This is a genomic window from Pseudomonas sp. TAE6080 (assembly GCF_018732265.1).
Taxonomy (GTDB): domain Bacteria; phylum Pseudomonadota; class Gammaproteobacteria; order Pseudomonadales; family Pseudomonadaceae; genus Aquipseudomonas; species Aquipseudomonas brenneri.
Genome location: NZ_JAHIDY010000024.1, coordinates 16,012 through 38,681 on the forward strand (window position 1 = coordinate 16,012; position 22,670 = coordinate 38,681).

Here is a 22,670-nt window from a genome sequence, read left to right on the forward strand (position 1 = left end):
CGCCCCGATGCTGTCCACGGCCGTTCTGATTCAGGTTCTTTCCCTGGGAGGTGCGCTTACAGCCCTTCCAGCGTTTCCAGCAACACCCGCACCTTGGTCATCGATTCCTGATATTCCGCCTGCCACTCGGAGTCCGCGACGATCCCGCCGCCGCCCCAGCAACAGACCTGGCCATCCTTGACCAGCAGGCTACGAATGGCGATGGAGCTGTCCATCTCGCCGCGCACATCCAGGTACAACAATGAGCCGCAGTACAGTCCGCGTCGGGTCGGTTCCAGCTCGTCGATGATCTGCATCGCGCGGATCTTCGGTGCGCCGGTGATCGAGCCGCCGGGGAAGCTGCCGGCGACCAAATCCAGGGCGTCTTTGCCGTCGGCCAGTTCGCCGGTGACGCTGCTGACCAGGTGATGCACGTTCGGGTAGCTTTCCAGGCTGAACAGCTCCGGCACCTTGACCGAGCCGGTGCGGCAGGTGCGGCCCAGGTCATTGCGCAGCAGATCGACGATCATCAGGTTCTCTGCACGGTCCTTGGGGCTTGCCAGGAGTTCGGCGGCGTTGGCCGCATCCTCCTGGGGTGTCAGCCCTCGGGGGCGGGTGCCCTTGATCGGGCGGGTTTCCACTTGGCGTTGGCTGATCCGGACGAAACGCTCTGGCGACAGGCTCACGACCGCGCCATCGTCCGGCAGGCTCTGAAAGCCCGAGAACGGTGTTGGGCAAGCGGCACGCAAGGCGCAATAGGCGGCCCAGGGATCACCGTTGCAGGTCGCGCGAAAGCGTTGGGCGAAGTTGACCTGATAGCAGTCACCCGCCTGGATATAGTCCTGGATGCGGGACAGGGCCTGTTCATAGGCACCGGCGCTCAGGTCCGGGGTCATCCGGGTGTGTAGCTTGAAGCTGGCCGGGGTGTGGGCGGCGGGGCGGCTGAACAGTGCCAGCAGCCGTTGCCGTTCGCTTTCCAACAGCTTTGGGTGGAACACCAATTGGCTGGTGCGCGCCTGGTGGTCACTGATCAGTGCCCAGGCATACAGGCCAAAACGTGCATCGGGCAGGCCCAGGTCGTCGATTGCCTGGTGCGGCAGGTGTTCCAGATGGCGGCCAAAATCGTAGCTCAGGTAGCCGATCAAGCCGCCGGCAAATGGCAGCTCATACGGTGCGGGCAGGCTGGCTTCACCCAGTAGCGTGAGGTTTTCCCGCAGTCGTTGCAGAAAATCGCTACCGCTTTCGTCCGGCCACACCGCCAGTGTTGCCTCTGGCCAGGCGCTGAGCAGGTCATAGCGACCACGCTCGGCTGCCGGCCGGCCGCTGTCCAGCAGGATGGCGCCAGGGGCATGGCGGATCGCCGCGAAATACTCGGCAGGGTTTTCCAGGTAGGGCAGCGGGTGTACGGAGCAGGTCGACATGCGGGGGGTGGATCAGCCATGGGGGTGGGGGATTAGAGCAGCTTCAAGCTTTAAGCTACAAGCTGCAAGCGTGTCTGCCTGTCTTGCAGCTTATAGCTTGCGGCTTGCAGCGGTTTTTATCCTTCCACGGGGGGAATATGGCCGAACATTTCCTGGGCAAATTTCACGCGTTCTTCCGCCGTTTCCGTCACGCCCGCCGCTTTCAGTTCTTCAAGGCGCGCTTCCACGGCATGGGTGCGCAAGGTCAGGCCGCAATCGTTGGCGATCTGGATGTTCAGCCCCGGCCGGGCATTGAGCTCCAGGATTAATGGGCCTTTTTCCTGGTCCAGCACCATGTCCACCCCGATGTAACCCAGCCCGCACAGCTCGTAGCAGCCGGCGGCGAGCTTCATGAAACCGTCCCAGTTGGGCAGTTGCACGCCGTCTACTGCGTTGGTGGTGTCCGGGTGTTTGGTGATGATGTTGTTCAGCCAGGTGCCGCGCAGGGTCAGGCCGGTGGCCAGGTCCACACCGACGCCAATCGCGCCCTGGTGCAGGTTGGCCTTGCCGCCGGATTGGCGGGTGGGCAGACGCAACATGGCCATCACCGGGTAACCCATCAGCACGATGATGCGGATATCCGGCACGCCTTCGTAGCTGATGCTCTTGAAGATCTGGTCAGGCACCACCCGGTATTCGATCAGTGCGCGGTCACGGTGACCGCCCAGGGAATAGAGGCCGGTGAGGATGCTGGAAATCTGGTGCTCGATTTCCTCATGGCTGATGATCTTGCCGGACACGGTGCGATAGCGTCCTTCAAAGCGATCGGCGATCACCAGGATGCCGTCACCGCCGGCGCCCTGGGCCGGCTTGATCACGAAATCGCTGCGGCCACCGATGATTTCGTCGAGCTTGTCGATTTCTTTTTCGGTGGAAATGATCCCGTACATTTCCGGCACATGGATGCCGGCCGCAATCGCCCGTTCCTTGGTGATGATCTTGTCATCGACAATCGGATACAGGCTGCGCTTGTTGTACTTGAGCACGTAGTCGGCGTTACGCCGGTTGATGCCCATGATGCCCCGCGCTTGGAGGGCCTTCCAGGTCTTCCAGAACCCGAACATTACGAATCAGCCTTGAGGAAGGCCTTGAAACGCACCAGCTCGGTCAGGCGGTAACCGCGATAGCGTCCCATGGCCAGCATGAAACCCACGAGGATCAACAGGATCGCCGGGAAGGTGAACACGAAGTAGATCAGCTCCGGCACGCTCATGATGATGTGTGCCAGGGACGCGGCGAACAGGGTACCGATCGCGACTTTCATCGCGTGGCCGCCACCGCGTTCTTCCCAGGTGATCGACAGGCGTTCGATGGTCATGGTCAGGATCACCATCGGGAACAGCGCCACCGACAGGCCGCGCTCCAGGCCCAGCTTATGGCTGAACAGGCTGATGGCCGCGATCAGCACTACCACAAAGGTCAACACCACCGACAAGCGCGGCAGCATCTGCAATTTCAAGTGCTCCAGGTAGGAACGCAGAGACAGCCCGAGCGCGGTAATCACGGTAAACAGCACGATGCCAAAGCCCAACTGCGTCTCGCGGAACGCCAGGGCGATCAGCACCGGGGTGAACGTCCCCAGGGTCTGCAGGCCGATGAGGTTGCGCAGGATCAGGATCACCAGCACGCCAATCGGGATCATCACCATGATCATGAAGGTCTGCTGGGTTTGCAGCGGCAGGCCGTAGAGCGAGTATTCGAGGAAGTTGGCGTCGGTGTTCTCGTCCGTCAGCTTGGCCAGGCGAATGGCGTTCATCTCGCTGTTGTTCAGGCTGAAGGTCACGGCAGCTTTCTTGCCGCCGTCGACGGTGATCAGGTTTTCATCACCGGTCCACCACAGCAGGCGGTCAGAAGGCAGGCCCTGTTCGCCGGTTTCCGGGTTGAAGTACAGCCAGTCGTTGCCATTGAAGCTGCGCAGCCACAGTTCCGGGGTTTGCGGCTGGTCGGCCACCAGGCGAATGGTGTGGACCTTTTCCACCGGCACATGGGCGATGGACAGCAGCAACTCGACGATCTTGGCCTTGTGCGGCGTCGACGGATCGCCCGCGAGCAGCAGCTTGACGTTGTCGTCGTTGAGGTTGTTGGTGCGCTTGATGGCTTCGCTGATAAAGGTCTCGACGTCGGCCGAGTGTTGGCGGATCGGCGCCAGCAGGGCCTCGGCGGCGATTTTTTCCGGGCCTTCCACGGCGATGCTGTCGCGGAAGGTCGGGCCCTTGACCTTGAGCTTTTCACCGCTGTAGCGCTTGGTCAGCACCAGGCGGTAGTAGAGGGTCTGGTTGCCCTTGGCGCGCCGGGCCGACCAGGTGACCTTGCGGTTGCCGTCGATGCGATTGACGCTCACCCCGTAGTTATTGGAGATGAAACTCTCATTGAGGCTGACGAAGTCGCGGCTCAGGGGTGGCACGAACATCTGCACCTTGACCGGGTCCTTGGCGTTGGCGACGAACTCGACCTTGGCGTCGATGTTCCACAGGTCGTCAGTGGCGTCTTCGGTCACCGGGATGCCGAGGACGAAGATCTGATAGGCCGTGACTGAAATGCCCAGTACCACCAGGACGGCGATCAGAATCTTCAGGTGCATAGTAAGAGAGCGCATTGGAATTACTCGGCGGTATGAGCGTCGGTGGCGCAGGCAGGTTTGCCTGCTGCGTATTTAAGACTGGGGTCGACCAGCGCATCAAAGCGTTTCAAGGCTTCGGAGCCGATCAGCAGCGGATATTGGAAGGCGCTGCGGTCAGTCAAGTTCACTTCGATGCTGCGTAAAGCGGTGCCCATGCAGATGTCCAGGGCAATCACCGGACGGGCGGTGTAGTTCTTGTCCTCATCGGGGTCGTAGTCACCGGCGCGGCGCTTGATCTTGCTGACGCGGGCCAGGGGGCGCTCGATGGGGTGCGAATGGGCGGTATCGATGGCCAGGTAGAAGCGCACCCAGGATTCACCATTGCGCTTGAAGCGCTTGATATCCCGGGCACTCAAGGACGCGGTCTTGGCGCCGGTGTCGAGCTTGGCGGCGACTTCCAGGTCAATGCCCGCCAGCTTGGCGTATTCATTGAGGCCATACACGGTCTTCTCGGCAGCGAAGCCAAGGCCCGGAAACAACAGTAGGCAAAGCAATAGGGGGAAGGGCTTGAGTCTCATAGATCCTGAGGCGGTGCAGTGCGATGTTTGATTCAAGGCGACTGGCATTGCTGCGCAAGCTCCCTCGTGCGCCTTTTCATCAATAGATGTCAGGCAAATGCGGCGGGCATTCTAACATGAAGGTTTTCTGGCGCCAGCGCTGGCAGGCGGCCATGCCCTTATAAGGTGCGAGCAGGGTTATTAGACGATTGTCGACAATGTGTATTTATTCTTTGACTATCTTGGGCTGATTGGCTAGTTTTTGCGGCATTGCTTTTAAAGGTGTCGACAATCATGCTGGATCAGCTGGAAATTCCGGTGGCAGGGCAGGACGATTCCCAGACGATGTCCGAGAACGTCTTCCGCCGTATCCAGGCCGCCATCGTCAAGGGCGAGATAGCCCCCGGCAGCAAGATCTCGGAACCGGAGCTGGCGCGCACCTACGGCATCAGTCGTGGCCCGCTGCGCGAGGCGATCCACCGCCTGGAAGGGCAGCGCCTGCTGGTGCGCGTGCCCCATGTCGGCGCGCGGGTGGTGTCCCTGAGCGAGGCCGAACTGGTCGAACTCTACGAAATCCGCGAGTCCCTCGAAGGCATGGCCTGCCGCCTGGCCGCCGAGCGCATGACCGACGAAGAAATCGAGGAGCTGCGCCAGGTCCTGCACACCCATGAGCGCGATGCCGCGTTCCAGGCCGGTGTTGGCTACTACCAGCAGGAAGGCGACTTCGACTTTCATTACCGGATCATTCAAGGCGCACGCAACCGCACCTTGACCCAAATGTTGTGCGGCGAGTTGTATCAATTGGTGCGCATGTACCGCATCCAGTTCTCCGCCACCCCCAATCGTCCACGCCAGGCCTTTGCCGAGCATCACCGTATTCTTGACGCGATTGCCGATCGCGACGGTGAACTGGCCGAGTTGTTGATGCGCCGGCATATCGGCGCCTCCAAACGCAATATCGCCCGTCACTTCCCCGACGGCGCCCCCCAGACAGCCACTCCACGAGGTGAGTCATGAGTTCCTATAAAAACAGCACACCGGGCCAGCGTTTCCGTGACGCCGTCGCCAGCGAACACCCGTTGCAAGTGGTTGGCGCGATCAACGCCAACCATGCCCTGCTGGCCAAACGCGCCGGTTTCAAGGCCATTTACCTGTCCGGTGGTGGTGTTGCTGCGGGCTCCCTCGGTGTGCCGGACCTGGGCATCACCGGCCTGGACGATGTGTTGACCGATGTGCGCCGTATTACCGACGTGTGCGACCTGCCGCTGCTGGTGGACGTGGACACCGGTTTCGGTTCCTCGGCCTTCAACGTGGCGCGCACCGTCAAGTCGATGATCAAGTTTGGCGCCGCCGCGATCCATATCGAGGACCAGGTGGGCGCCAAGCGCTGCGGTCATCGCCCGAACAAAGAAATCGTGTCCCAGCAGGAAATGGTCGACCGCATCAAGGCCGCCGTGGATGCCCGCACCGATGACAGCTTCGTGATCATGGCGCGTACCGACGCCCTGGCCGTGGAAGGCCTGGAGTCCGCGCTGGAGCGTGCCGCCGCGTGCATCGAGGCTGGCGCCGACATGGTCTTCCCCGAAGCGATTACCGAGCTTGAGATGTACAAGTTGTTCGCTTCGCGTGTGAAAGCGCCGATCCTGGCCAACATCACCGAGTTCGGCGCGACGCCGCTGTACACCACCGAACAGTTGAAATCTGCCGATGTTTCCATCGTGCTGTACCCGCTGTCGGCGTTCCGCGCCATGAACAAGGCCGCCGAAAACGTCTACACCGCGATCCGTCGCGACGGTACCCAACAGAACGTGATCGACACCATGCAAACGCGCATGGAGCTTTACGATCGCATCGACTACCACACCTTCGAGCAGAAGCTCGACGCGCTGTTCGCCGCGAAAAAATAAAGGCTACGTGCTCACTGTAGGAGCGGGCTTGCCCGCGAAGATCGTCAACGATAACGCGGCCAACCTGAATAAACACGGTGCCCTGGCGTTTTTCGCGGGCAAGCCCGCTCCTACAGGGGGCGGTGGTCGCCCTGATAAATATAAGATTGGAGAAGAACCATGGCTGAAGCAAAAGTACTGAGTGGCGCCGGCCTGCGTGGCCAGGTGGCCGGGCAGACAGAATTGTCCACCGTGGGCCAGGCCGGTGCCGGGCTGACTTATCGTGGCTATGACGTACGTGAACTGGCCGCCGACGCGCAGTTCGAAGAAGTCGCCTACCTGTTGTTGTACGGCCAATTGCCGACCAAGGCCGAGCTGGCCGCCTACAGCGCCAAACTGAGCAAGCTGCGTGACCTGCCCCAGGCGCTCAAGGAAGTGCTGGAACGCATCCCCGTCGACGCCCACCCGATGGACGTGATGCGCACCGGTTGCTCGTTCCTGGGCAATATCGAGCCGGAAAAAGACTTCAGCGTGCAGCGCGATGTCACCGACCGCCTGCTGGCGGCCTTCCCGGCGATCATGTGCTACTGGTATCGCTTCAGCCATGACGGCAAGCGCATCGACTGTGTGACCGACGAGCCGTCGATTGGCGGCCACTTCCTGCACCTGCTGCACGGCAAAAAGCCGAGCGAGTTGCACGTCAAGGTCATGAACGTGTCGCTGATCCTCTACGCCGAGCACGAATTCAACGCGTCCACCTTTACCGCGCGTGTCTGCGCTTCGACCCTGTCGGACTTGTATTCCTGCGTCACCGCGGCCATCGGCTCGCTGCGCGGCCCGCTGCACGGCGGCGCGAATGAAGCCGCGATGGAAATGATCGAGCGTTTCTCCTCGGCAGAGGAAGCGGTCGAAGGCACCCTCGGCATGCTGGCGCGCAAGGACAAGATCATGGGCTTTGGCCACGCGATCTATAAAGACAACGACCCGCGCAATGAAGTGATCAAGGGCTGGTCGAAAAAACTCGCCGATGAAGTGGGCGACAAAGTGCTGTTCCCGGTCTCCGAAGCCATCGACAAGACCATGTGGGAGCAGAAAAAACTGTTCCCCAACGCCGACTTCTACCATGCCTCGGCGTACCACTTCATGGGTATCCCGACCAAGCTGTTCACCCCGATATTCGTGTGCTCGCGCCTGACTGGCTGGGCGGCGCATGTGTTTGAGCAGCGTGCCAACAACCGCATCATCCGTCCAAGCGCCGAATACACCGGCGTCGAACAGCGCAAGTTCGTGCCAATCGAACGTCGCTGAATGGGATGAGCCGAGCACATTGGCGATTGTGCTTCTCTGTGGGAGCGGGCTTGCCCGCGATGACTGACTGTCAGCCAACATCACTGTGGGCTGACACACCGCTATCGCGGGCAAGCCCGCTCCCACAAAAAAGCCAAGCCAGTGTCGACAGTTCGCCCTGTGAACCTACCGTGACCGAGTCCTGACGATGAACACTGAATTTCGCAAATCGCTCCCCGGCAGCCGCCTGGATTACTTCGACGCCCGGGCGGCAGTCGAGGCAATCACGCCTGGTGCCTACGCCACCTTGCCCTACACCTCCCGCGTGCTCGCCGAGAACCTGGTGCGCCGTTGCGACCCGGCGACCCTCAACGCTTCCTTGAGCCAACTGATCGAGCGCAAGCGCGACCTTGACTTCCCTTGGTTTCCGGCGCGTGTGGTGTGCCATGACATCCTCGGCCAGACCGCCCTGGTGGACCTCGCCGGCCTGCGTGATGCCATTGCCCTGCAAGGCGGCGACCCGGCCCAGGTCAACCCAGTGGTGCCGACCCAACTGATCGTCGACCATTCCCTGGCCGTCGAGGCCGGTGGTTTTGACCCGGACGCCTTTGAGAAAAACCGCGCCATCGAAGACCGCCGTAACGAAGACCGTTTCCACTTTATCGAGTGGACCAAGAAGGCCTTCAAAAACGTCGATGTGATCCCGCCGGGCAACGGCATCATGCACCAGATCAACCTGGAGAAAATGTCCCCGGTGATCCAGGTGCGTGACGGCGTGGCCTTCCCGGATACCTGCGTTGGTACCGACAGTCACACGCCTCATGTGGACGCCCTGGGCGTGATCGCCATCGGCGTTGGCGGCCTGGAAGCCGAGAGCGTGATGCTCGGCCGCGCCTCGTGGATGCGCCTGCCGGAAAGCGTTGGCGTCGAGCTGACGGGCAAGCTGCAACCAGGCATCACCGCCACCGATATGGTGCTGGCGCTGACCGAGTTCCTGCGCCAGCAGAAAGTAGTGGGTGCCTGGCTGGAGTTCTTCGGCGAAGGTGCTTCGGCACTGACCCTGGGCGACCGCGCGACCATCTCCAACATGGCCCCGGAGTACGGCGCCACGGCCGCGATGTTCTATATCGACCAACAGACCATTGCCTACCTGAAACTCACCGGCCGCGAAGACGAACAGGTCGCCCTGGTCGAGCAGTACGCCCGGCACACCGGCCTGTGGGCCGATGACCTCAAGGGCGCGCAATACGAGCGTGGCTTGAGCTTCGATTTGTCCAGCGTCGTGCGCAACATGGCTGGCCCGAGCAACCCGCACGCCCGCGTGGCCACCAGCGACCTGGCGGCCAAGGGGATTTCCGGGCAATGGGACGACGTGCCGGGGCAAATGCCCGATGGCGCGGTGATCATTGCTGCCATCACCAGTTGCACCAATACCAGCAACCCGCGCAACGTCATCGCCGCCGGCCTGTTGGCGCGCAATGCCAATAAGCTGGGTCTGGCCCGTAAACCGTGGGTCAAGTCGTCCCTGGCGCCGGGTTCGAAAACCGTGGCCATGTACCTCGACGAAGCCGGGCTGACCAGCGAGCTGGAGCAGTTGGGTTTTGGCGTCGTAGCCTTCGCCTGCACGACCTGCAACGGCATGTCCGGTGCGCTCGACCCGGTGATCCAGCAAGAAATCATCGACCGCGACCTGTATGCCACCGCCGTGTTGTCGGGCAACCGCAACTTCGACGGGCGCATCCATCCGTACGCCAAGCAAGCGTTCCTGGCGTCGCCGCCGCTGGTGGTGGCCTACGCGATTGCGGGCACCATCCGTTTCGATATCGAGAAAGACGTGCTGGGCCTGGATGCGACCGGCAAGGAAATCCGCCTGAAGGACATCTGGCCGAGCGACGAAGAAATCGACGCGGTGGTCAAGGCTTCGGTCAAGCCGGAGCAGTTCCGCCAGGTTTATATCCCGATGTTTGCCATCCACGAGGACACCGGCCCGAAAGTCACGCCGCTGTACGACTGGCGTGCGCAGAGTACCTACATCCGCCGCCCTCCCTATTGGGAAGGCGCCCTGGCCGGCGCGCGTCCGCTCAAGGGCATGCGCCCGCTGGCGGTGTTGCCGGACAACATCACCACTGATCACCTGTCGCCGTCCAACGCGATCATGCTCGACAGTGCCGCCGGCGAATACCTGGCGAAAATGGGCCTGCCGGAAGTCGACTTCAACTCTTATGCCACGCACCGTGGCGACCACTTGACCGCCCAGCGCGCGACCTTTGCCAACCCCAAGCTGTTCAACGAAATGGTCCTGGAGAACGGCAAGGTCAAGCAGGGCTCCCTGGCGCGCATCGAGCCGGAAGGCAAGGTCACGCGCATGTGGGAAGCCATTGAGACCTACATGGAGCGCAAGCAGCCACTGATCATCATTGCCGGCGCCGACTACGGCCAGGGTTCGTCCCGCGACTGGGCGGCCAAGGGCGTACGCCTGGCCGGAGTGGAGGCGATTGCCGCCGAAGGCTTCGAACGTATCCATCGCACCAACCTGGTGGGCATGGGCGTGTTGCCCCTGGAGTTCCTGGCGGGTACTGATCGCAAGACTTTGCAGATCGATGGCAGCGAAACCTATGACGTGATCGGTGAACGCACCCCGCGTGCGCAGTTGACCCTGGTGATCAACCGCAAGAATGGCGAACGTGTCGAGGTGCCGGTGACCTGCCGCCTGGACACTGCTGAAGAAGTGTCGATCTACGAGGCGGGCGGCGTGTTGCAGCGCTTTGCCCAGGACTTCCTGGAATCGGCGGCGACGGCCTGAAGAGGATGACCATGACACACGTAGCGCAAATTAAGATCGCCGCCACCTACATGCGGGGCGGCACCAGCAAGGGCGTGTTTTTCAAGCTCAAGGACTTGCCCGAATCGGCCCAGGTCCCGGGCGCGGCCCGCGATGCCTTGCTGTTGCGGGTGATCGGCAGCCCCGACCCCTATGACAAGCAGATCGATGGTATGGGGGGGGCCACGTCGAGCACCAGCAAGACCGTGATCCTCGCCAAAAGCACCCGAGCCGATCATGACGTGGACTACTTGTTTGGCCAGGTGTCTATCGACAAGCCCTTTGTCGATTGGAGCGGCAACTGCGGCAACCTGTCGGCGGCGGTCGGTTCGTTCGCCATCAGCGCCGGGCTGGTTGATCCCAGCCGCGTGCCCCATAACGGCGTAGCCGTGGTGCGGGTGTGGCAGGCCAATATCGGCAAGACCATCATCGCCCATGTGCCGATCACCGACGGTGCGGTGCAGGAAACCGGCGACTTCGAGCTGGATGGCGTGACCTTCCCGGCGGCCGAAGTGCAACTGGAGTTCCTCGACCCGGCAGCGGAAGAAGAGGGCGGCGGCGGCTCGATGTTCCCCACCGGCAACCTGATCGATGACCTGGAAGTGCCGGGTATCGGTACGTTCAAGGCGACGCTGATCAATGCGGGTATCCCGACGATTTTTATCAATGCTGAAGATCTCGGCTACACCGGCACCGAGCTGCAAGGCGCGATCAACAGCGACCCGAAAGCCCTGGCGATGTTTGAGACTGTGCGAGCCTACGGCGCATTGCGCATGGGCTTGATCAAACACCTGGACGAAGCCGCCCAGCGCCAGCACACGCCGAAAGTGGCGTTCGTGGCCAAGCCTGCGGATTACCTGGCCTCCAGCGGCAAGGCGATCAAGGCGGGGGATGTTGACCTGCTGGTGCGAGCGTTGTCCATGGGCAAGCTGCACCACGCGATGATGGGTACGGCCGCGGTGGCGATTGGCACGGCGGCGGCGATTTCCGGGACCCTGGTCAACCTCGCGGCGGGCGGTGTGGAGCGCAATGCGGTGCGGTTCGGGCATCCGTCCGGCACCCTGCGCGTGGGCGCCGAGGCCAGCCAGGTGAACGGCGAATGGGTGGTGAAGAAAGCCATCATGAGCCGCAGTGCGCGCGTATTGATGGAAGGCTATGTGCGCGTCCCGGGCGATTCTTTTTAGCTGTCGGACTTTTTGTAGGAGCGAGCTTGCTCGCGAAGAGCCTAAGCGCGCAGTTGGGGGTCAGGTTTCCCGTGTCATCGTTGGCGACCTTCGCGAGCAAGCTCGCTCCTACAGATAAAACAAAGAGCAGGCTTTTTAGACCTGTCAGAGAAAATAACCTGAGCCTGAAGAAGGAATAACCCCACCCATTTTGGAGTACTGCCATGAGCGCCAACGTCGACCAGAACAACCGCCCAGACTACGACCAGGTTTTGCAGGACATTGCCGACTACGTCCTCACCTACCGGATCGATTCCCGGGACGCCCTGGACACTGCCCGCAACTGCCTGATGGACACCCTCGGCTGTGGCTTGCTGGCCTTGCGTTTCCCTGAGTGCACCAAGCACCTGGGGCCTATCGTCGAAGGCACGGTGGTGCCGTTCGGTGCACGGGTGCCGGGTACGTCCTATCGCCTGGACCCGGTCAAGGCCGCGTGGGACATCGGTTGCATCGTGCGTTGGCTCGATTACAACGACACCTGGCTCGCCGCCGAATGGGGCCATCCTTCGGATAACCTCGGTGGCATCCTGGCCGTCGCCGATCACCTTTCGCAAAAGCGCGTGGCCAACGGTGAAACGCCGTTGACGGTGCGCGCGGTCCTGGAAGCGATGATCATGGCCCACGAAATCCAGGGCGTGATCGCCCTGGAAAACTCCTTCAACCGCGTCGGCCTTGACCATGTGCTGCTGGTCAAAGTCGCCTCCACTGCGGTGTGCGCCAAGTTGATGGGCGCCAATCGTGAGCAACTGCTGGCGGCGTTGTCCCAGGCGTTTGTCGATGGGCAGGCCCTGCGCACTTACCGCCATGCGCCCAACGCCGGTTCACGCAAGTCCTGGGCGGCGGGGGATGCGTCGAGCCGTGGCGTGCGCCTGGCGGACATCGCCATGCGCGGCGAAATGGGGATTCCGGGCGTATTGAGCGCGCCGCAGTGGGGTTTCTATGACGTGCTGTTCAGCCATACCAACAAGGACCTGGCCCTCAAGCCCGAGGACAAGCGCGCGTTCAGCCTGCCCCAACCCTATGGCACCTATGTGATGGAGAACGTGCTGTTCAAGATCAGCTTTCCTGCCGAGTTCCACGCGCAGACTGCCTGTGAAGCGGCGGTCACTTTGCATCCGCAGGTTAAAAGGCGCCTGGATGAAATCGACAGGATCGTCATCACTACCCACGAGTCGGCGATTCGTATCATTTCCAAGGTCGGCCAATTGGCCAATGCGGCAGACCGTGACCATTGCCTGCAATACATGACGGCTGTGCCGCTGGCGTTCGGCAATCTGGTGGCCGAGCAGTACGAAGATGAGTTCCATGCCGCGCATCCGATCATTGATGAATTGCGCGAGAAGATGGTCATTGTCGAAGACCCCCGCTACAGCCGCGAATACCTAGAGGCCGACAAGCGCTCCATTGCCAACGCGGTGCAGGTTTTCTTCAATGATGGTTCCAGCACTGAGCAGGTGGTGGTGGAGTACCCGATTGGCCATCGCCGTCGCCGGGGCGACGGGATTCCGTTGCTCGAAGCCAAATTCAAGGCCAACCTGGCCACACGCTTTACCGCCCAGCGCAGTGCCGAGATTTTTGCCTTGTGCAAGGACCAGGCACGGCTTGAAGCGACGTCCGTAAGCCGGTTTGTGGACCTGTGGGCGATGTGAGAAGGTCAGGTGGCCGGTTGTGAAGTAGACATACTTTGCTATTCGTAAGTCCTACATCGTCGGAACCTTATTCAGATAATCACCAATCAAGTAGCCAGATGACCTGTTTTACAGGGTCGTCTGGTAGGCAATGCCTGTGAATCCAATACCTGAATCTGAGAGGTCCGACATGACTAACGTAAGTCCTCAGCAGTACGCGCCCAACTACGCCTATGAAATGCCCCCCAAGCCAGGGCCCACACAGCAAGAAAACAGCGCCAAAGCAGGTACTCCTGACCAACCCCAGTCAGATTCAGCACCCTCTCGTCAGCCGATGACTACACCGCAGCGGGGGCAGTTTTCGGCGCATAAGGGGCTGGTCAACTCGACGCCATCGGCGAAGAATACCGACCCCGCCCGGCTTGCACAGCTTTCCCAAGAGAACGCTCAGCTTAAAAACAAGATCAAGCAAGTGATGGCAGAACTCACACCGATAATAAATGGGCTTGCGCAGCAAATAGCCCAGTTGAAACAGCAGGTTGAGGCTAAAAAAAGTCCCACTTCGGCGGCATCCCAAACACCTGCCAGGCCGTCGACTCCAAGCCCCGCTGATACCTCTGGTTCTGGGCGCGTCCCTAAACGCACTGAGCCTGAAGTGTCCGCGGCTGATCAGAGGGCACCCTCATCTGGCGCGAATACATCTAGCAATATCAAAAAAATGTCCGAAGAAAACAAGGAGCTTCATGCAACGATTGAGAGTATGAGGAATGATTTCAATCAAGTGGTTGCGCGACTTCAACAGGAAATCGGCGAGCTCAAACAAAAAATCGGAAACTCCGGTTCAGATGCGCCTCCAGAAGTCTCGTCGAATCACGCCCACGACGCCGAATCAGCATCCTATGATGAGCAAGCCCCGCTGGCCTCTACTCCTGAGACGGCGGCGGCTGGTTCCAGTGAACAGAGTCCCGCTACTCAGAGCAGCATTGACAATCTGGCCCTTGAAACCAAAACGCTGAGCGCTGAGGTTGCAAAGATGATTGAGCATTTTAAAGCAGTGATTAAAGAGCTTGAGCGGGAAATTGTTGACCTTAACCAGAAAGTCAGCACTCCAGATGCTTAAGGTGGGGCACGGTAATAGCATTGCCGACAGTGAATGGAACGCTGTCGGCACACGATTCGCAAAACTTCATTTGTGTCTTTCGTGGAAAAAATCGCAGCCTGGCGAATGCTTTACTCAAACCGCAAGATCACCCTCCGGTTATGCTTGCTCTTCTTCTCGATTTTTTCGCAGAACACCCGGCCGATTTCCTCGGTGTTGACCACATGGGTGCCGCCACACGGCTGGATATCGATGCCGGTAATTTCAATCACCCGCACCGCGCCCTGGATCACCGGTGGCGCGACGGCCTGGGTACGGGTGATTTGTAGCAGGGTGGAATATTCAGACGCCGGCATCGACAGCGACTTGACCTCATGGGCCTGCTCGATCAAGGCGTTGAGGTCGCGGGTGATGCTTTCCTTGTCCAGGGTCATTTCCGGCAGGTCGAAATCCAGGCGGCCCTTGTCGGCGCTGATGCTGCAACCGGTCACCGGGGCATCGATGATCGAGCACAGCAAATGCAGGCACGTATGCATCTTCATGTGCTGGTAGCGCCGCTCCCAGTCCAGGCCGGCATCCACCTGCACACCGGCACGCAATGATTCGGGGCAATGTTCCACCTGGTGCCAGATGATCGAGCGCAGTACGGGGTCGCGCACGGTCCCTGTCACGTTGACGCGGCTGCCGTCGGGCAGGGTGAAGTAGCCGGTATCTCCCGGCTGCCCGCCTCCGGTGGGGTAGAACAGGGTGTGTTCCAGGGCGATGCCCTGTTCGCTGACGGCGATCACGCGGGCGCTGAAGGCGTTCTGGTAAGGCGCGCTGTCGAACAGCGCCAGGGTTTCCATTGTGTGTACGGACATGTTCAACCTCCAACGATCAGTGGGCTGGTTTGCAGCAGGCGCCGCACCATTGCGCTCAACCCGGGTGGGGAAAGCAGGGTGACCTCGAACTTCGGCCCGCACACCTTCAGGTTCAGGGGCAGGCGCGGTGGGTGGGTGGGAGCCTGCAGCGTGCGCAGGCGAAATTGCAGGTGATGACGTTCCTTGACCGTGGGCTCCAGCACCAGGCTGGACAGCGGATGGAAGTCGGCATCCAGCACCATGACCCGGTGGCTGGTGCTGACTTCGCCGACCACATGCAGACGTTCGTCGAGGGCAAATGCCCCGAGGTAATTGCTGGCGTCTGATTCGTCGTTTTTCTGCAACTGGATCTGATTGACTACCTTCACCTTGGTGCCGGCGGGCACGTCCTGGGTGATGACACAGGAGGGGCTGATAAACACGTTGTCGCCGATCAGCACATAGCCCAGCACCCTGGCGCCCGAGCCGACTTCTACATTGTTGCCCAGGCGCGGGTGGCGTTTGCCATCAGGGTTGTTGGCGATGCCTCGTGCGCCCAGGGTCACGCCACACAGGATGTAGCAGTCATTGCCGATCTCGCAGGTTTCGCCGATCACCGTGCCAAAGCCATGATCCAGTACAAAACGTCGGCCAATGCGGGCAGCCGGGTGGATTTCGGCCCCGGACAGGATCTTGCCCTGGTTGCTCAACGTCAGCGCGATGGCACAGAACTGGGGGTGGGGCTGGCCGGAAAGATTCCATACCCGGTGCGCCAACCGGTAATACAGCACGGCCTTGAACGAGGCGTAGGATTCCAGGATCAGTTCGCCCCGGCCCCTGGACGCCGGATCGCGCCAGGCATAGGCGATCAGGTCCTCGGCCACTTCCTGCGCCGCCGGCTGGATCAATTGCGCCAGGTGCGGCTGCAACTGTGCCATCTGCGCCGGCGAGAGGGTCTTGATGAGGTGGGTCAGCAACTCATCGTGCAACTGTTGCATGTCGATAAAGCCTCCCATGGAAGGCACCCCCGTAATTGTCGTTATTCGAAACAGGGCAGATAACTGTCGGCGCTGTCGTACACCATGGTCAGGACGACGGTGTCGGTGGGCAGTTCCGGGGCGAGCCTGGCGATGGCCACCATATTGGCGGCTGACGACAGCCCCAGGCTGATGGCATCGGTACGCATGATGCGCTTCATCATGTCCAGGCAGTCGAGGCGCGAAACCTTGAGCATGCCGTCCAGTACATTCAGGTTGAGAATGCTCGGGATCAAGCCGATGGACAGGCCCTGGATATGGTGCGGCGCATGGCGGTCGCTGAGCAGGTCGCACTCCTCGGGTTCGACCCCCATCACGCGGATCTGCGGCCAGGTGGCCTTGAGGGTTTCACCTATACCGGTGATATGACCCCCGGTACCGATGCCACTGACAAAATAGTCGACCTGGCGCTCGCCAAAGGCGCGGATGATTTCCGGGGCGGTGGTGTCGCGATGGGTCTGGGGGTTGGCGCCGTTACGCTGTTGGTTGAGCATGACGAAGCTGGGGTTTTCCAACTGCAGTTCCATGCACTTTTCGCCATGGGAGTTGTTGCCCAGGCGGCTGTCCGACAGCACCACCTTGGCGCCATACAGGCGCAGCAGTTTCTGCTTTTCGGGGCTGTAGTTGTCGGGAATCACCAGCACCACTTTGTAGCCCAGCACATTGCCGGCCATGACCAGGCCGATGCCTGTGTTGCCGCCGCTGGGTTCGATGATGGTTTGCCCCGAATCGCGAATCAGGATGCCCCTGCGTTCGGCGTCGAGGATCATCCCCAGGGCGATCCGCGCCTTGTGGCTGCCGCCCGGATTCAGGGATTCGAGCTTGGCAAAGACCTCGATGCCGAGATCTTCGGAGAATTGTTCCAGGCGCACGATGGGCGTTTGGCCAATGGCGTCGAGTATGGAGTTATGCAGCATCAGATAAGTACCCCCAAGGCCCGTGATCAGTACAAAGGCATGTCGGGTTCGACGTCGCGCACCCAGTGTTTCATGCCGCCTTCCAGCACCCGGGTGTTGGCAAAGCCCGCTGCCAGCAAGGTACTGGCGGCTTGCTCGGCGCGGATGCCGGCGTAGCAGATCAGGTAATGGGTGTTGTCACGGCTGAGGGTATCGAGCTGATCGTCGAGCTGGGCCAGGGGGATGTGCACCACGCCGGGGAGTTGGCACACCTCCAGCTCGCTGGCGTCGCGCACATCCAGCAGGATGTCGGCGCTGCTACGGTGTTCAAGCAACTGCTTGAGCACCTGGGGCTTGATGTAGTGCTCTTCGGCCAGGCTGGGGGGCATTGCGGACGGCATCGGCACACACGACGGCTGTGGGTTGGTGCTCATCGCGCAGTTCGGAGCAGCACGGGCAATCGGCGCGACGCTTGAAACGGATTTCACTGAATTTCATGGCCAGGGCATCAAAGCGCATCAACCGGCCTGACAACGGTTCGCCCAGACCGATCAGCAATTTGATTGCCTCGGTGGCCTGGATCATCCCGACCACCCCAGGCAGTACACCGATGACCCCGCCGGCGCTGCAATTGGGCGCCAGTTCCGCCGGTGGCGCGTTAGGGTACAGGCAGCGGTAGCAGGGCCCGCCTTGATAGTTGAATACGCTGATCTGGCCGTCGAAACGGTAGATCGCGCCGTACACCAGCGGCTTGCCCAACTGTACGCAGGCATCATTGACGAGGTAGCGGGTCTCGAAATTGTCGGTGCCGTCGATCACCAGGTCGTAGGCACCGACCAGCTCCAGGGCATTGTCGGCATTCAATGCGGTGTCGTAGGTGTTGATTTGGATATGGCGGTTGAGGTCTTGCAGGCGCTGCTTGGCGGATTCGACCTTGGGCAGGCCCAGGGTGCTGTTGCCGTGGACGACCTGGCGTTGCAGATTGCTGCTTTCCACCACGTCGAAATCCACCAGCCCCAGGGTGCCGATGCCGGCGGCGGCCAGGTACAGGCTGATAGGCGAGCCCAGGCCACCCGTGCCGATGATCAGCACCTTGGCCTTCTTCAGGTTCAGTTGACCTTCGCGTCCAACGCCGGGCAGGGTGATATGACGCACATAACGCTGCACTTCCTCGTTGCTCAGCGACTCGATGTCCATGCCGCCGGAGGTGGCCAGCAGCACTTCGATTCTGGCCTTTTCGGGTAGCGGCTCGTCGGGGCCGATCAGTTCTTCCCCCGCCGTGAACAGGAAGTGCTCCTTGAGCTGGCCGTTGTTTTCGTGGAACAGGTGCGCCCGCAGTTGCGGGTAGCGGGTGCAGGTGTCTTCAATGACTTTGCGCAATGTCGATCCGGCACCCTCAAGGGTCGATTCTGGCAACTTGGCCACGCGCACCAGGATGTCGGGGAAAGAGACAGCGTTCATGTACAACTCCGTTTGCAGGTCGTTGAAGGGGTTGAGGGCGAAGTGCGTGCCATCCCAGGCAAACAGTTTCGACCCAAGGGCCTTGCCCTGGCGGACATCCACCACCAGGTAGCTGACGGGGTAGATGGGTTCCCCCATGTACAGGGCCTTGTCCTGATCCTCGTCGCTGAAGTACGCACCGACATCCGGGTGGGAGTGGTAGATCACCACCACCGGGTTATCCGTGCGAAAGGCCTTGTTCATCAACAGCGTGTCGGTCACCGAGAAGGTGTAGCCGTTGGCCGCGCTGCGCGGGTACATCTCGGGGTTCTTGCAGTGCAACTCGTTCTGGATATTGCTGCCCAGGTACACACTGCCGTCGGCGAAGACAAAGCCGCAGCACTCTTCGGGATAGGTGCTGGCGGCGTGGGCGTAGATTTGTTCCAGGGCGGTTTGGCGGAGGACGTCCATGTTTCTCTCGCGTGGTGGGGAAAGGGTCAATTGGGCTTGGCCAGGAGCTTTTCGATGGGCAACTTGGTGATTGCAAAGCCGGCCAGCAGGATCGCCGAGTACAGCATCAGGTCCCGGGACAGCTCCAGGCCTTCGTACCAGGCGCCGATGATCACGGCGAACACCGGGAAAATGATAAAGACGAACGACAGGATGATCGGGCTCAGGCGCTTGAGCAGCATGAAATACACGATAAAACCGCCGACCGAGGCCACCAGGCCCAGGTACAGCAGGGCGCTCCAGGAGCGCAGGGTGATGGCCTCGAAGGTCGGGGCTTCGAACCATAGGCCGGCGACGAACAGCATCAGCCCGGCAATCCCGATGGGCAGGGTGTTGTAGGTGATCACGCTGATGGCGCTGCCTTTTTGCTTGGTAATGACATAGCACAAGGCATGCATGATCGCGGCGGTCAGAATCGCCAGCACGCCGAAGAACTCGGCATGGTCAAGGTGCAATCCCTGGCTCCTGATGATCATGTACAGGCTGCCGAAACCGATCCCAATCCCCACGACCTGGGAAAAGTAGATGCGCTCGCGCAGGAACAGCGCCGAGAAAATCAGGATAAACACCGGCATGCAACTGAACAGCAGGGCGGTGAGGCCGGACGAGACGTGCATTTCGCCATAGTTGAGCAGGTAGTAGGGAACACTGAAGTAGCAGAGGGTCACGAATACAAAGAACCAGCGGCTTTCCCGTGGAAACAGGATCGGCTCGCGACGCACCAGGGCAAAACACAGGAACAGTGGAAAGGCGATCAGGAAGCGCAAGCCCGCCGATGTCAATGGCGGCACGCTTTCCACCGCGATCTTGATCCCCAGCCAGGTGGTGCCCCAGCTCAGGCAGACAATCAGGAACATCACACTGGTGATCAGGCCAGCCAGCCATTGTTTGTGTGATTTGGTTTTTTCGGCATTTTCGAGAACGGCGGACATTGGCATCGTTTATTGCTTCCCTGAGCCGGAATTGAACTCTATATTGAACTTGTAATTAGAGGTTTAACCCGGTGATTGAACCCGTAAAAGCACACTATTAGGGCGAAAGATGGCTGTCAAAACAAATATTGACATGGTGTCAATTATGCGAGAGGGACTGTCCAACGGGCAGGGCGTGAAGTACAAGCGCCTGTCCGACGTCATGGAACGGGGCATCCTCGAAGGCTTGATCGAGCCGGGACGAAAGCTGCCGCCTCACCGGGTGCTTTCGGACAACCTGGGGGTGACCATCGGTACCATCAGTCGTGCCTACGGCGAACTGGAGCGACTGGGCCTGGTGGTGGCGCGGGTGGGTGACGGAACATTCGTGCGCAAGCGTGGGATGGAGCGCCAGCGTGACGAGGGCTTTCGCAATTTCAGCGAGGAGCCGCGCCAGTACTTCGATATGAGTCGCAACATGCATATTCCGGGTCAGGAAACGACCTTCCTGGCCCAGAGCTTCCAAACCCTGTCGACCAACGCCAAGTTTCTCCAGGACATCAGCGCCTATACCCCGGACGCCGGTTTGCCCCGTTACCGCGAGGCGGGGGCGCAATGGCTGGTGCAGCGCGATTTTCATCCGATTCCAGAGCAGGTCATCTGTGTCAATGGCGGCCAGCATGGGTTGCTGTGCGCCTTGATGGCCTTGGTGCGCGCGGGCGACACGGTGGTGACCGAGCAGTTGACCTACCCTGGCCTGATCACCGCCGCACGGATGCTCGGCATCCGGCTGATTGGCCTGGAAATGGATGAGGAGGGCGTGTTGCCCACGGCTTTGGACGAAGTCTGTCGCAATCACCGGGTGTCGGCTCTGTATTGCACGCCGACCATTCAGAATCCCACGACCGCGGTGTTGTCGGTGGCCCGCCGTGAGGCGCTGGTGAAGGTGTGTCGCGAGCACAACCTGTTGATCCTGGAAGACGAGGCACATGGGGTGCTGGTGGAGGACCGGCCGCCACCTTTGAGTCATTTTGCCCCGGAGCGCACGATTCTGATCAGCAGCCTGAGCAAGGCTGTGTCGGCGGGCCTGCGGGTGGGGTATGTACATGCGCCGCCGGCGCTGGTCAGCCGTATTTCTGCGGCCTTGCGCTCAACCTGCTGGATGGCCACGCCGGTGACCCTGGAACTGGCCACGCAGTGGATTGAAAACGGCACGGCAGAGTATTTGTTGCATCAGCAGATCAACGAGATCAGCCGCCGCAAAACGTTGGTCGAAGACCTGTTGACGGGCCTGGAATACCGAACGCACCCCAACAGCCCGCACTTCTGGATTGAAGTCCCGGAGCCTTGGCGTGCGTCGGAAATCGAGGCTGAACTCAAGCAGAACAATTACCTGATCGCCACGGCAGAAGCCTTTGCGGTAGGACAGACGGCGGTGCCGCAGTTCATTCGGGCAAGTATCTGCAATACGTCCGGGGACGATCAGCTGTTACGTGCGGGATTTGATGCGTTGGCCACGGCGCTGGGGCAGGGTGGGGACCGGTTTCATCTGTGAGACCGCGTTATCGTTTATCCCAGGCAAGCCAGCTCCCAGATTTTGACGCGTGAACCCCATCAAGTGTGGGCGCTGGCTTGTCTGCGATAGCGATGGACCCAACTATGAAAATTACTTGAAACGCCGTTCAACGCCTTTTTCCACCAGGATCTTCGCCGAAATCTCTTCCACCGAAAAATGCGTGGAGTTGATGTGCGCAATATTTTCCCGGCGGAATAGGTTCTCTACTTCCCGCACCTCGAATTCGCACTGGGCATAGCTCGAATAGCGGCTATTGGGCTTGCGCTCATTGCGGATGGCCGTCAGACGATCCGGATCGATGGTCAGGCCAAACAACTTGTGCTGGTGGGTACGCAGCACCGCCGGTAGCTGCAAGCGCTCCATATCGTCTTCGGTCAGTGGGTAGTTGGCCGCGCGGATCCCAAATTGCATGGCCATATACAGGCAGGTCGGGGTCTTGCCGCAACGCGACACGCCGACCAGGATCAGGTCGGCCTTGTCGTAGTAGTGGGTGCGGGCGCCATCGTCGTTATCCAGGGCGAAGTTCACCGCCTCGATCCGCTCCATATAGTTGGAGTTATGGCCAATGGAATGGGACTTGCCCACGGAGTACGAGGAGTGTTCACTCAGCTCCTGCTCCAGGGGCGCAAGGAAGGTCGAGAAGATGTCGATCATGAAACCATTGGAGGTCGCGAGGATCTCACGAATGTCCTGGTTGACGATGGTGTCGAAAATGATCGGGCGCATCCCGTCTTTTTCGGCGGCCAGATTGATTTGTTGTACCATGGCCCGCGCTTTATCCACGTTATCGATATAAGGCCGGGTGAATTTGGCGAAGGTAATGCTTTCGAACTGCGCCAGCAGGCTTTGACCCAGGGTTTCGGCGGTAATGCCGGTGCCATCGGAGATAAAGAAAGCAGATCGTTTCATTTGAGCCTTGGGCCTTAAGCTGATGACGAATCTTGGATATGATAGGCGCGAT

General features: G+C 60.5%; 18 protein-coding genes and 1 pseudogene. 9 read left to right on the plus strand and 10 right to left on the minus strand.

The window, feature by feature from the left end:
• Window positions 1-56: 56 nt before the first annotated feature.
• The 4 genes from pabB to rloA all read right to left on the minus strand — a co-directional run bounded on the left by pabB (window position 57) and on the right by rloA (window position 4,577).
• Window positions 57-1,400 (minus strand): aminodeoxychorismate synthase component I, encoded by a 1,344-nt coding sequence (gene pabB, locus KL786_RS18150; RefSeq protein ID WP_215518486.1) that lies wholly within the window; start codon window positions 1,398-1,400, stop codon window positions 57-59.
• 116 nt (window positions 1,401-1,516) lie between these two features.
• The gene (locus KL786_RS18155) at window positions 1,517-2,503 is read right to left on the minus strand and encodes an alpha-L-glutamate ligase-like protein (RefSeq protein WP_032863403.1); all 987 of its coding nucleotides are present in this window, start codon (window positions 2,501-2,503) and stop codon (window positions 1,517-1,519) included.
• Window positions 2,503-4,035 carry an osmotic stress tolerance membrane protein RloB gene (rloB, locus tag KL786_RS18160; RefSeq protein WP_215518487.1) on the minus strand — a complete coding sequence of 511 codons (1,533 nt, stop codon included), beginning with the start codon at window positions 4,033-4,035 and terminating at the stop codon, window positions 2,503-2,505. The genes KL786_RS18155 and rloB overlap by 1 nt, the downstream gene beginning before the upstream one ends.
• A gap of 5 nt (window positions 4,036-4,040) precedes the next feature.
• Window positions 4,041-4,577: a retropepsin-like aspartic peptidase RloA gene (gene rloA, locus KL786_RS18165; protein WP_032863401.1), complete on the minus strand. Its 537-nt coding sequence runs from the start codon at window positions 4,575-4,577 to the stop codon at window positions 4,041-4,043.
• Between the two features lie 273 nt (window positions 4,578-4,850).
• Between rloA and KL786_RS18170 the strand changes: the two genes are divergently transcribed.
• The 8 genes from KL786_RS18170 (at window position 4,851) to KL786_RS18205 (ending at window position 14,521) form a co-directional block, all read left to right on the plus strand.
• Window positions 4,851-5,573, plus strand: coding sequence for a GntR family transcriptional regulator (locus KL786_RS18170; RefSeq protein ID WP_065943460.1), 723 nt, complete (start codon window positions 4,851-4,853; stop codon window positions 5,571-5,573).
• Window positions 5,570-6,463, plus strand: a complete 894-nt coding sequence (gene prpB / locus KL786_RS18175; protein ID WP_029298299.1) for a methylisocitrate lyase — start codon at window positions 5,570-5,572, stop codon at window positions 6,461-6,463. Before KL786_RS18170 ends, prpB begins: the two co-directional genes overlap by 4 nt.
• 28 nt (window positions 6,464-6,491) lie before the next feature.
• Window positions 6,492-6,644, plus strand: coding sequence for a hypothetical protein (locus KL786_RS30125; RefSeq protein WP_215518526.1), 153 nt, complete (start codon window positions 6,492-6,494; stop codon window positions 6,642-6,644).
• Complete coding sequence (prpC, locus tag KL786_RS18185) at window positions 6,623-7,750, plus strand: bifunctional 2-methylcitrate synthase/citrate synthase (RefSeq protein WP_215518488.1); 1,128 nt, start codon at window positions 6,623-6,625, stop codon at window positions 7,748-7,750. Before KL786_RS30125 ends, prpC begins: the two co-directional genes overlap by 22 nt.
• A gap of 187 nt (window positions 7,751-7,937) precedes the next feature.
• The gene (gene acnD / locus KL786_RS18190; RefSeq protein ID WP_215518489.1) at window positions 7,938-10,532 is read left to right on the plus strand and encodes a Fe/S-dependent 2-methylisocitrate dehydratase AcnD; all 2,595 of its coding nucleotides are present in this window, start codon (window positions 7,938-7,940) and stop codon (window positions 10,530-10,532) included.
• 11 nt (window positions 10,533-10,543) lie between these two features.
• Entirely contained in the window at window positions 10,544-11,734 is a 1,191-nt protein-coding gene (prpF, locus tag KL786_RS18195) for a 2-methylaconitate cis-trans isomerase PrpF (protein WP_215518490.1), read from the plus strand.
• A gap of 203 nt (window positions 11,735-11,937) precedes the next feature.
• The gene (gene prpD / locus KL786_RS18200; RefSeq protein WP_215518491.1) at window positions 11,938-13,422 is read left to right on the plus strand and encodes a 2-methylcitrate dehydratase; all 1,485 of its coding nucleotides are present in this window, start codon (window positions 11,938-11,940) and stop codon (window positions 13,420-13,422) included.
• 169 nt (window positions 13,423-13,591) lie between these two features.
• A complete protein-coding gene (locus tag KL786_RS18205) occupies window positions 13,592-14,521 on the plus strand; it encodes a hypothetical protein (protein WP_215518492.1) in 930 nt (309 codons plus the stop codon).
• A 110-nt stretch (window positions 14,522-14,631) separates the two neighbouring features.
• Here KL786_RS18205 and KL786_RS18210 read toward each other — a convergent pair whose 3' ends face one another.
• The 5 genes and pseudogenes from KL786_RS18210 to KL786_RS18230 form a co-directional block, all read right to left on the minus strand.
• Window positions 14,632-15,360: an alanyl-tRNA editing protein gene (locus KL786_RS18210; RefSeq protein WP_215518493.1), complete on the minus strand. Its 729-nt coding sequence runs from the start codon at window positions 15,358-15,360 to the stop codon at window positions 14,632-14,634.
• Window positions 15,361-15,362: 2 nt separating this feature from the next.
• Window positions 15,363-16,355 (minus strand): serine O-acetyltransferase, encoded by a 993-nt coding sequence (locus KL786_RS18215; protein ID WP_215518494.1) that lies wholly within the window; start codon window positions 16,353-16,355, stop codon window positions 15,363-15,365.
• Window positions 16,356-16,378: 23 nt separating this feature from the next.
• Entirely contained in the window at window positions 16,379-17,293 is a 915-nt protein-coding gene (locus KL786_RS18220; RefSeq protein WP_154841978.1) for a PLP-dependent cysteine synthase family protein, read from the minus strand.
• Window positions 17,294-17,319: 26 nt separating this feature from the next.
• Window positions 17,320-19,183 (minus strand): annotated as a pseudogene (gene moeB / locus KL786_RS18225) (molybdopterin-synthase adenylyltransferase MoeB).
• A gap of 26 nt (window positions 19,184-19,209) precedes the next feature.
• Window positions 19,210-20,103 (minus strand): DMT family transporter, encoded by an 894-nt coding sequence (locus KL786_RS18230; protein WP_162237661.1) that lies wholly within the window; start codon window positions 20,101-20,103, stop codon window positions 19,210-19,212.
• Between the two features lie 160 nt (window positions 20,104-20,263).
• Between KL786_RS18230 and KL786_RS18235 the strand changes: the two genes are divergently transcribed.
• Window positions 20,264-21,688, plus strand: a complete 1,425-nt coding sequence (locus KL786_RS18235) for an aminotransferase-like domain-containing protein (RefSeq protein WP_215518495.1) — start codon at window positions 20,264-20,266, stop codon at window positions 21,686-21,688.
• Between the two features lie 111 nt (window positions 21,689-21,799).
• On the opposite strand, the gene ppsR is transcribed toward KL786_RS18235, so the two are convergent.
• Complete coding sequence (gene ppsR, locus KL786_RS18240) at window positions 21,800-22,618, minus strand: posphoenolpyruvate synthetase regulatory kinase/phosphorylase PpsR (RefSeq protein ID WP_032863389.1); 819 nt, start codon at window positions 22,616-22,618, stop codon at window positions 21,800-21,802.
• Between the last annotated feature and the right edge of the window lie 52 nt (window positions 22,619-22,670).